Annotated in this window: 11 protein-coding genes; 1 reads left to right on the forward strand and 10 read right to left on the reverse strand. The window is 38.8% G+C overall.

The features are described 5' to 3' along the window. Positions 1-1,848 (forward strand): glycoside hydrolase family 13 protein, encoded by a 1,848-nt coding sequence (locus tag ACEXOE_RS07965; protein ID WP_394748211.1) that lies wholly within the window; start codon positions 1-3, stop codon positions 1,846-1,848. 21 nt (positions 1,849-1,869) lie between these two features. Here the strand turns inward: ACEXOE_RS07965 and ACEXOE_RS07970 are convergent, their stop codons facing one another. From ACEXOE_RS07970 to ACEXOE_RS08015, 10 genes are all read right to left on the reverse strand, one after another. Next, positions 1,870-2,382, reverse strand: a complete 513-nt coding sequence (locus tag ACEXOE_RS07970) for a hypothetical protein (RefSeq protein ID WP_394748212.1) — start codon at positions 2,380-2,382, stop codon at positions 1,870-1,872. Further along, a complete protein-coding gene (locus tag ACEXOE_RS07975) occupies positions 2,372-3,586 on the reverse strand; it encodes a hypothetical protein (protein ID WP_394748213.1) in 1,215 nt (404 codons plus the stop codon). The genes ACEXOE_RS07970 and ACEXOE_RS07975 overlap by 11 nt, the downstream gene beginning before the upstream one ends. Continuing rightward, positions 3,583-5,814, reverse strand: a complete 2,232-nt coding sequence (locus tag ACEXOE_RS07980; RefSeq protein ID WP_394748214.1) for a type II secretion system protein GspD — start codon at positions 5,812-5,814, stop codon at positions 3,583-3,585. The genes ACEXOE_RS07975 and ACEXOE_RS07980 overlap by 4 nt, the downstream gene beginning before the upstream one ends. A 3-nt stretch (positions 5,815-5,817) precedes the next feature. Next, positions 5,818-7,230 (reverse strand): GspE/PulE family protein, encoded by a 1,413-nt coding sequence (locus ACEXOE_RS07985; protein ID WP_394748215.1) that lies wholly within the window; start codon positions 7,228-7,230, stop codon positions 5,818-5,820. A gap of 2 nt (positions 7,231-7,232) precedes the next feature. Beyond that, the gene (locus ACEXOE_RS07990; RefSeq protein ID WP_394748216.1) at positions 7,233-7,688 is read right to left on the reverse strand and encodes a hypothetical protein; all 456 of its coding nucleotides are present in this window, start codon (positions 7,686-7,688) and stop codon (positions 7,233-7,235) included. A gap of 26 nt (positions 7,689-7,714) precedes the next feature. Next, positions 7,715-8,119 carry a prepilin-type N-terminal cleavage/methylation domain-containing protein gene (locus ACEXOE_RS07995; RefSeq protein WP_394748217.1) on the reverse strand — a complete coding sequence of 135 codons (405 nt, stop codon included), beginning with the start codon at positions 8,117-8,119 and terminating at the stop codon, positions 7,715-7,717. Positions 8,120-8,371: 252 nt separating this feature from the next. Then, entirely contained in the window at positions 8,372-9,115 is a 744-nt protein-coding gene (locus tag ACEXOE_RS08000) for a hypothetical protein (protein WP_394748218.1), read from the reverse strand. Further along, positions 9,112-9,702, reverse strand: coding sequence for an RNA polymerase sigma factor (locus tag ACEXOE_RS08005; RefSeq protein ID WP_394748219.1), 591 nt, complete (start codon positions 9,700-9,702; stop codon positions 9,112-9,114). Before ACEXOE_RS08005 ends, ACEXOE_RS08000 begins: the two co-directional genes overlap by 4 nt. Positions 9,703-9,781: 79 nt before the next feature. Beyond that, a complete protein-coding gene (locus ACEXOE_RS08010; RefSeq protein ID WP_394748220.1) occupies positions 9,782-10,627 on the reverse strand; it encodes a CHAT domain-containing protein in 846 nt (281 codons plus the stop codon). Positions 10,628-10,687: 60 nt separating this feature from the next. After that, positions 10,688-10,846, reverse strand: a complete 159-nt coding sequence (locus tag ACEXOE_RS08015) for a hypothetical protein (protein WP_394748221.1) — start codon at positions 10,844-10,846, stop codon at positions 10,688-10,690. Positions 10,847-10,926: the final 80 nt, after the last annotated feature.

A 10,926-nucleotide genomic window follows, 5' to 3' on the forward strand; every position in this document is an offset into this window, starting at 1 on the left:
ATGAGAATTTTTGTTGTTGTATTTGTATATGTCGTGTTAACCGGGATACACTCTTTAAGTGCGCAAAACCCTATTCAAAGAGTAGAGCCGCCAAATTGGTGGGTAGGAATGACCCACAATGAAATAGAATTGTTGGTGTATGGGAACAATATTGCCAGCTACGATTTTGTGTTGATGCCATATGAAGGTGTAATGCTGAAAGAAATTAAACGCACTTCCAATAAGAACTACTATTTTATTAGCTTAAATATTACTCCCGAAGCGAAGCCTGGAAACATAGTATTGAAGTTTTCGAAACAAAAGGCGTCCGAAATCATGTATGAATACCCTTTACTAGAGCGTGAGGCTGGGAGAGCAACGCTGGAAGGGTTCAACAATTCGGATGCTATTTATTTGATTACCCCGGATCGTTTTGTCAATGGGGACCCCAATAATGATGCCCGAAAGGGGTTTTTGGAACAACCGAATAGAAGCTTTAAAGGTGGGCGTCATGGAGGGGATATTGCAGGTCTTGACAAGAGCTTGGACTATATTCAAGATTTGGGCTTCACCGCTATATGGATCAATCCAATGTTGGAAAACAACATGCCCAATTACAGTTACCACGGCTATGCGATTACCGATTTTTACAAGGTCGATGAGCGCTATGGCAGTAATGAAAGCTTTAAAAAATTGTGTGCGGATGCAAAGAAGAAGGGAATGAAGGTAATCATGGATATCATTGCCAATCATTGCGGATTGGAGCATTGGTGGATGAAAGACTTGCCTTCTGAGGATTGGATCAATCAATGGCCCGAATACACAGGAACCAATCATAAAAAAACCGTGGTCTTGGATCCATACGCTTCGCAAACGGACACCAAACAGTTTTTCGATGGCTGGTTTGTACCTACCATGCCCGATTTAAACCAACGGAATGCCTCTATGGCAAAATACCTGATTCAAAACAGTCTTTGGTGGATCGAATATGCAGGAATTTCGGGAATCCGAATGGATACCTATCCCTATCCGGATATGTATTTTATGCGAGACTGGACCAAGGCAGTTATGACAGAATATCCCAATTTTAATATTGTTGGGGAAGAATGGGTGCTCCGGCCCACTATTGTATCCTATTGGCAAAAAGGAAAGGAAAATGCCAATGGCTATACATCCGATTTGAAGAGTCTTATGGATTTTCCCTTACAGAATGCCTTGGTGAAATCTTTGAATGGAAGTGGCTGGAACGACGTCTATGAGGAATTGGGACAGGATTACCTTTATCCAAATCCCAATGACTTGGTTGTTTTCCCGGACAATCATGATATGAGTCGGATTTTCTCTCAGCTTGGAGAGGATTTTGACAAGTATAAATTGGCTTTGGCCTATTTTGCAACCATTCGAGGCATCCCCCAGTTTTATTATGGTACAGAAGTGCTCATGAAGAATCCCGGAACAGAAGATCATGGTATTATACGCTCGGATTTTCCTGGGGGTTGGGAAGGAGATCGTAGCAATGCATTCACAGGGAAAGGATTGGGAGCAGAACAAAGGGAAGCTCAACAATTTGTGAAAAAACTATTGAATTGGAGGAAATCCAATACTGCTATCCATCATGGAAAGTTAATGCATTTTGCACCGGGCAATCAGGATGAGGTTTATGTGTTTTTTAGGTATACCGAAGAAAAGAAAGTCATGGTTATCCTGAATAAAAATAGAAAACCCTATACCTTGGATGTGACTCGTTTCAATGAAATTATAGCTGAAAGGTTTTCTGGAGAGGAAGTCTTGTCCGGGAAAAGGCTGGAGATCGATGGAAAAATAACCTTAAAAGCTATGACTCCAATGATCATTGAAATCGATGAGTAAAAATCTGTTGCCTTGGAGAAGCTATTTTATGTGTTGTAAAAAAAAGGTGGCGTTCAAGAAATCTTTTCGGGTATTGTAATTCCTTTTTTTCTCAAAATTAAGATGCACGATTTCGCCAAAATTACCTTCTTGCTCCAAATGATAAACCCCCTTTAAAATTTGGGTAAAGCTTCCTTCCAATGTAAAATCAAAGGTATGTAAAGCTCCACCTTTATCCTCATAAATATGAGGCCTATTGAAATCTATTACTTTTAATGAATTGGTTTGTGCTGTAGTATTGATCGCTTTGATCAAGTTATTTTCCATAGACGTATTCCCAAGATTCATTTTCGTTAATAAGGAATCGTAATGCTGTTGTTTTCCGGATAAAATAGAAAGTTGCTTGGGAATATCCTTAAAACGCGTTTCTTCTTTGCTTAAGGCAATATACTCTTTTCGCAAATCCAACGTATTGGATATCGCAAATTGGTAGCACGCAAAAAACACGAGTACAATGACGAATATCAGGCTATTTTTTTTGGTTTTACTGGTCATTCATTACTATTTTGATCGAGAAATTAGAGCTATTGTTAGTACCGTAATCGTAATCTGTGGTTTCCGCACTATGTATCCAGTCCAATGCTTCCAAAGTTTCCAGCCAAGAAGAGAATACGGCACCATCTGTAGTGGAACCGGAAACCGTAATGGTATTTTCATCATATTCAATTGGTTTGGAAGGACGCGGAGGTTTTTTTAAAGGTTGGTACTGTATAACATTTAAAAGAATGGTATGGGGAATACTTTGTGCCAAGGCATCCAGATAAAAGGAAACTTTGGAATTCGATGTTGCCAGTATGGTGTTTACACGCTCCTCTTTTTGTTCTACAATGGTTTTAAGTTCATTTAAGCGTGCTTTATTGGTACTGTTTACCTCGGAAGATGTTTTTAGCGTCTCTACTTTCCCATAATAATGATTGAAAAACAAAAAATTGATCAGTAATAGGCCCAGAATGGCAGCAAGGGAGGCTTTTAGCAAAATTTCAAAATGCCGTTTGTCTTTAAATTCTCTTTCCTGTGTGCTGACCTCATCCTGAAAATTAATAAAGTTGCGTTGATCCTTGGATAGGTGTTTAAGGATATTGGCGAAGCCCAGAACCCCATTTTGAGGAACCTGAAGTCCATTAATGTCATTGGAAAAAGAACTGTGCTGTTCTTGATCTGAAAAAGAAAGGGTATTTTCAATGGTTCCCTCTTGTATCACAATTTTAGTATTGGAGAGATAAAGGGTGTTATTGGCCAAATAACTGTTAAGGGTTTTTACTGCAGAAATGCCCAATGAAAAATCGATCAAGGATAGCTTTTGCGCTTTGAATTGGTCGAGAATCTTTTGTACTTGGGTTTTTTTCGCAATGGAAACCATCGTTTTTCCTCCCATGGGAGCTACTTCATAATAGAAATTTTCAAAATCCAGATTCGGAAATGTTTGATGTACCAGGGCTTCGTTCGGAGTTCCTGATTGCGTACTTATTTTAGTAAGAACATGAGAAGTGTTAATGGCAAGAAACAAGGGAGTGTTCTTCTTAATATGGGTGCTGATTTCTTCCAATGCACTTAAGGATTGCGTATTGGTGATAAAAAATGTGCCCTTTTTCCGCTGTAATTCAAGCAAATGAAAAATAAGATTCCCCTCTTGCTCACAGGCTTCTATACCATAGTAAATAGCACCTTCGTTAAAATATGTACGTATTTTTTCGATCATTGGTAGATCACCGTAGGTTTAATAAGAATCGTTAATTTTTGTTTGCGATCCTCTCGTCTTTTCTTGCTGAAAAGCCATTTGATTACCGGTATTCTCGCAAGAAAGGGAACACCACTTCCTGCATCGTTTTTTACTTTTTCCTCTAAACCTCCTAAGATAGCAATATCCTGATTTTGCATACGGATAATGGAGCTAAATTCGCGGGAAGTAAGTCCCGGGGGCGCATCCTCTTCAATACGTTCCCCATTAAAATCAGATTGCACCACATTGATATCCAAGGTCACCTGTCCATTACCGGAGACCAATGGTTTTATGCTAATGCCCAATTCGGCATCAATAGGCTGAAAATTCCGAATCTCTGAAGTTGTGGGGATTTGAGAACCAAAAAAGTTTTGACTGGTGACTACATAATACTGCGTTTCTCCAATAGAAAGGTTGGCGCGATGCCCATTCATAGTAGACAATTTGGGAGAAGACCGGATTTTTAAATTCCCATTGGTTTCCATGGCCTGGATCGTAGCAAAAAAGTTAGGGACTACCCTTCCAATATTAAAAGAACCAAAACCATCGAAACCGCCAATAATTTTGTTTACGGTATTGGCGCCAAGGGTGATATTGGTTTCAGGAAAAATACCTCCTCTAGTCTCTACAGGAGCATCTCCTATTCCCCAGCTGATTCCAGTTTCTACCGTGGAAGATTTGCGGACTTCCAAAATCATTACTTCAATAAGCACCATGGGAACAGGCTTATCAATTTCTTTAATGAAGGTTTTAAAACGATTGATATTTGCAGTAGGGCCAGAAACCAAAAAACTGTTCAACTCCAGGTCTATTTTAATATCGAGATCAGTTTTAACATCATCCGGCAGAATATTGACCAAAGCATCCACGTTGGTATCAAAAGATTGAAAGGATGTAGAACGTGTATCGATCCGTCTAGAACCATTATTGTTTCTTAAACCTCCATTGTTCAATCCTTGGTTATTATTGAACCCTTGATTGTTAAGACCCCCACCTCCTACAAAATTAATATTGCTATTGGAAGTTCTACCGGCGGATCGTGCTCCTCCTGAATAGGGCGTTGGATCGCTGAGTAATTCTATAGATCGATGCATCATTTGAATCACTTCAACCTTGCGAACACTGAGCTGATCTCCAGTACCAAAAAAATAAATGTCATTTTCTTTTTTAAAAGTGAAACTGGTAATGGCCTGTGCCGCTATTGGAGGGTTTTGCGCTGCGTTTTGCCCTTGTGTACGACCGATCCGCGTGCCACTAGCAGTATTGTTTGCATCTGAAAAACCAATGCCAACAGGAGTGGCATTTTCAAAAATGCGTTCCAAGAGGGTATCATAATAGATTTGTTTTGCCTTAAAGGTGACATTGCCCGCCTCTTCCAAAGGCGTGGCCACATAGATATTTAAATTGAGATCATGACTTATTTCGTTAATGATATCCACTACAGGGACATTTTCAAAATCAACGTTCAATACCCTATTGATCGTATCCACTACCTGATAATTATAGTTTCCTCCCCTGGAAAAGCCAGAACCACCACCCGGAGAAGATGCATTTCCATCGGGATTGTTCGTGCTAAAAAGGTAGAAACCATCACGCGATTTCGAAAAAATCAACCCATTGAGTTCGGCCAGTTTTTCTATGGCGATCTCAAAAGGCACGTTATTTACATAAAGATTTAAGGGCAAATTTTCCATCCCATTATTGTAGAGTAGGTTTTGCCCCGATACATCAATGATTTTACGAAATACCTTATCCAGAGGATCATTATTGAGATCAAGGGACAAATAATTGTTTATCGCATCAAAATTGACGAGAAGTTCCTTTTCTATAATGGGGGGAGGAGGAGCATTATATTTTCGTATCGACATAATATTGCCGGTAAAATCAATATCAAGATCATAGGTTTTACAAATAAAAATCAGAAGATCTGCCACCGTAACATTAGAGAAGTTTTTTACAAAATTGATATTTTGTAAACTGGGATCTACGGTAATATTTAGGCGATGGAGTTTAGATACGGCCAGAATAAAATTGGGCAAGGTGACGTTGGTAATATTAATATCTACCTTTAAGTTTTCTGTGAGGCCAGGATTGTCTACGGCCAGTAGTTCCAGATTATTTTTAATGTTCTGCAATCTTCCATCTTGTTCCTGTGCATGGGAGCATATGGTGATAAAACAAAATAGAAGTAAGAGACTTTTTTTCATGCGTTATTGAGTTAGCAGCGCATACACCTCGTCGACGGAAGTAACTCCAGCTTTGATCATTTGTATGGCATTTTGATGTAAGGTTATGGTATTGTTTTTTTCTAAGTAATCATCGATTTCCAGAGCATTGTTCTTAATATGGGTCAACAATTCCGTGGTAATGGGAATAATTTCATAAATAGCTTTTCGCCCCCGATATCCGGTATGGTGGCATTTGGTACAGCCCACAGCTTTATAGTGATGGGAAAAATCCTTGGGAATCACAAAATTCTCTGGAAAAAGCCCTTGTGTTATTATATCCTTATGCTTGCAATATTCACACAGTTTGCGCACTAGGCGTTGGGCAACACTGAGATTTAAAGTACTTGCAATCAAAAAAGGGGGGACCCCCATATCGATGAGGCGGGAAATCGTGGCCCAGGCAGAATTGGTATGTATGGTAGAAAGTACAAGATGCCCTGTGAGTGCAGCTCTAATGGCCATATTGGCTGTTTTTACATCTCGTATTTCTCCGACCATAATAATATCTGGATCCTGTCGCAGAAAAGTGCGTAGGGCACTGGCAAAGTCCATTCCTATGTTTTCCCGTAACTGCACCTGGTTAACCCCTTCCAAAGTATATTCAATGGGATCTTCTATGGTGAGAATATTGGTTTTGCTATCGTTTAGGAGTTTTAAGGTGGCATATAGCGTAGTGGTCTTTCCAGAACCTGTGGGTCCGGAAATTAAGACCATGCCATTGGGTTTTTTTATCCCTTCACGGTAGGTGCGTAGCTCCCTTTCGCTAAAGCCAAGATCTGTGATGTTAATGGCTTCTGTATCCCTACTTAAGATTCGTAATACTATTTTTTCCCCAAACAAAGTAGGTAAGGAAGACACCCGGATATCGAACTCCGTTCCAGAAGATTTTACGGTGATCCGTCCATCTTGAGGCAGGCGCTTCTCCGCAATATCCAGATCGGCCCTGATTTTAATTTTATTGATAATAGTGGGATATTCGTTGATGGGAATGCTGTATTGTTCCACAAGTTTTCCGTCTAGACGAAAACGGATACGACATCGTGTTTCGTAGGGCTCAAAGTGAATATCGCTACTGCCGATTTCTTTGGCCGTATGTAGTATTTTTTCCAGGAAATCCGGGCTGTAGTTCAGATTACTGGTGGAAACGCCTTGAGTTTGCCTATAATTGGCCGTTAGATAGTTTTGTAGTTCGTCACTTCCACACTGTTCCAAGGAAAGTGGAATATCCAATATGATCTTTAACTCGGACAACAAATCGGAAACCTTGCTGGTATCCGTTTTGAAGATTAAAGTGCCATCCTGATCTGAAACGGGAATAATCCTATAATGAAAGGCTTGCTCCGCACTGATGCGTTGCCTGAGAGCCGTTGTGATATGAAAGTTCCCATTGTCCATGATTAGAGAAGATATAAGGATGGGGTATGACGAATAAGGCTATAGGAAAAAATAAAAACTAAAAACAATGCCATAAGCCCTGCCAGGGGAACGGTCTTTAAATGTAGGCTTTTTCTGAGGGCGAAAAATACGATGGCCGAGAATAGGATACTACAAGAAAACAATACAATAAAGGTCACCGAAGGAAAACCTAGGGCAAAAGCATAAAAAAGCAATACATCTCCCAGTCCAAAGCTATGATTGAGAAACTTCTTCTTGACAATGAATTTGCTGTACACCAACAAGATGAGAAGAATTGCGGTAATTAAGACCAGGTTAACGAGAATATGGCTGAAAAAAAGCACTTGAAGTACATGCTTATAGTGAAGAAAACCTAAAAAGATCCCCAAAATTGGAAAAAGAAACCAATAAACGGCTCTTTCCTTAAAATCTTGGAAACCAATAGATATACAGCACATTATAATCAATAGTTTTACGGTTAAAATCAATCTTTTACAATTTGTTTAGGGTTTCCGGTCTCATCGATTTCCCAAACATTAAAAACCCCATTCCCGTTAAAATCTGTAACAGCCTCGGCACGTGCTTTAAACGTTGCATTGTCCGCACTGATGATTTGATATCGATAATTGGCCGATCCATTTTCTTTGACTGTTTTAGGGGCTTCAAAATCCAACTCATTGATATTTGGACTGAATTTGCTATACATATAGCGATGGGTGGTCTGCGCATTGTAAATAAACTTGAGTTGCGTTTGTGCTTCCACACTTTTCGCCTTGGTGATCAAGGGCATCAGATTGGGAAGTGCCAACAACAATAGAATACCTATAATGGCCAAAACAATCAACATTTCCTGTAGGTTGATTCCTGGTATTTTTTTCTTGAAATACATCGTACTCATTTTTAACTAAAATTAAAATTTGTTTAAGTCAGCCTATTTTTTCAGTAAAATCCTTTGATTTTTTACAGATTTGTCACGCATTTAGAACATAAAATGCAAAGCGCAAGGAATAAGAGCGTATTCTATTTCGCGAATAGGGAAAAATACACCATTACATATCGAATATATAGAAAATTTACACGGAATTCAAATGGAAAGCAAAGAAAAACCGTATATTTCAATGGGTTGGGAAGGAATGCTAAACTATTGCTTTTTCAATGCACTGATTTTCTGCAACAAACTCCTAGCTTCTTTTTCATAAACCCCCTGATATTCAATGAGATTTTCTAGTACGGCTTGAGTTTTAGGGATGTTATTTAGTTTTAAATGGGTGAGCGCCAAATACCATTGTGCATCTTCATGAAAAGGGCTGTCCTTTGGGAAATTTCCAAAAATGGATAAAGCTTGCATTTCTTCTCCCATATTTAAAAAACAATTCCCGAGGTACAGTTGATAAATTTCTTTTTCGGGATATTCTTTAAGTAATTTCTTTATTTTAGGAATGGCCTGGTTGTAGTTCCCATTGGAGTAATCTTGCAATGATTCTTTTAGAATATTGGTTTGTGTTCCTCTCATGGTATCTTCTACAGGGTAAGGAGAATAATAGCCTTGAAATAAATCGGGATTGGGTCGCAATTGCAACCATAAGATTGTAGATACCCCTATAACTAGAAGGAATGAAGCTGCTATTCTCCACCAGGAACTAGAAATTCTTTTAGGTCTTTCTTCTTCCTTTAATTTTTCTTCAATGCTTCTAATCTTGGCTCTAAAATGTATTGCACCAGTATCTTCTAGGGCCGCCTTCATTTTTCGATGTGTTTCCACTTCCTTTTGGAGGAAAGCATCTCCTTCTATTCTTTTTTCAAAAATACGCTTGTCTTTAGGAGAAAGTTTCCCTTCTAGATACGCCTCGATTTTTTCAAACAATTCCTGATTCCGCTCCATCATGATTTGTTGCCTTTAGAAGGTTTTACTTTTAATTCAATATAAGTAGCACTTTTTTCTATTGAATTCAGCAATTGCTTTTTACAATCAAACTTTTTTTTTCTGGTATACCCAACAGAATAATTCATTCTTTTTGAGATTTCCTGCATACTTTTCCCAGAGAAAAAATAACTCAAGAGCTTTTGACATTCCTTTCCTAAGCTAAGAAAGTATTTTTGATACAGATTGTATTGTTCCTTTCTATGCAAGAAATCTAGAATATCCTCATCCGTCTCTTTTGAGATTTTTGGAAAATCATCATAGAGAATTTCACGCTTTCTTTTTCGTAATGTATTCATCCATAGATTTCTGCTTACTGCAAAAACATAGGTTGCCAAAGAACATTCCAAGCGAAGGTCAAGTGATTTCAATTTTTGATAAGTTAATACCAGGGCATCTTGAAAAATGTCTTTGGCATCGGCCTCTGTTCCTGAGTTTTTAACAATGTATTGTTTTACTGCAGGGAAGTTTTTTTTATAAAAAGTGCTGATAATCGTATCATCACCAGATAAAAGACCACTTATACTTTCATCGTCATGGTAATCGCTCATATAATAATGTCCAAAAGGCGGATAATGTTACCTGTTTTAGGTAAGGTTTTATCAAAGATACTATGATTTGAGTATACAATTATCTCTTTTTTCTAAAATGTTTAAGCAGGAAAAAGCCTATGATACCAAGGATTAAGAGTGTAATTCCCAGAAAGGCAAAAGTATTGTTACCTCCAATGTCAATGGGAGAAATATCCCCGATAATATAGAAACTTCCCCAGTAGAATGGATTGGCCCTGATACTGGAAGTATTTTCCAAATAGTCTAATTTTGCTTTTTGCAAGGCCTTGGGTTTTGTAAGCCCGTTCTCAAGGTTTTGATAGAACAATTTCATGAGCTCTGGTGCCACTTGGTCGGAGACCTTCCAGCTGCTCAATAACAGGCTCTTGGTCCCTGCATATTGGAAAGCGTTACCGATACTCATAATGCCCTCTCCGGTGGCAATCTCACCAGATCCTGTTTCGCATGCGCTCAATACGGCCAGCTCGGCGGGCAATTTAAGAGTAAAAAGCTCATGGGCATATAGATAGTTGTCCTCAATGCTATCTTTGACCTTTGTAAAATAAAGTTTGGACTGTTTGGGGTCCTTATGGTTGACCTCCCCGTGCAGGGCAAGGTGTTCCAGTGCTTTATCATATTTTCCTGTCCACCCCAACATATAGGCAACTTTTAGATAACTGTCAGCTAACGAAGCGTGGTCATTTGGCAGTATTTTTTTATGGATATCCAATGCTTTGGAATAACTTTCCAGAGCACCCCGCAGATTGGACTTGAACTGATAGTAGATAGCAAAATGGTGCAAGGCCAAAGCTTCTTCCATAGAAGGCTCGTTCAGTTTTTTTACGACCTTCAATGATTTTTCCAGATAGGGTTTTGCTTCATTATATTTTCGCATGCTATAATAGGTGGCGGCCGTTTTATTCAAATAACGGGCAAGTGCTTTCCAATTCTCGTTCTTTTCAAGTTGATCGCGAAATTCCTCTAATTAAATTAGGGTGTTTTCATAATCTTTTTCTAAAAATATGGAGTCTACAATAGCGGTATTGCGTTCCAATTCGGTCTTCTTTTGTGCCGTCGAGTTTACTGAAAAGAGCACTAAAAATAGAAATAGATTGCATTTGAGAAAAGAAGGGTATTGCATCATTGGGCTGATCTTTTTGATATTGTCTTAAGATATTTTCGGGATAACCACAAACAAGACAAGAGCGCTATAAACTCCTGAAA

Origin of the sequence: Spongiimicrobium salis, from assembly GCF_043678055.1 — a bacterium.
GTDB classification, from domain to species: Bacteria; Bacteroidota; Bacteroidia; order Flavobacteriales; family Flavobacteriaceae; genus Spongiimicrobium; species Spongiimicrobium salis.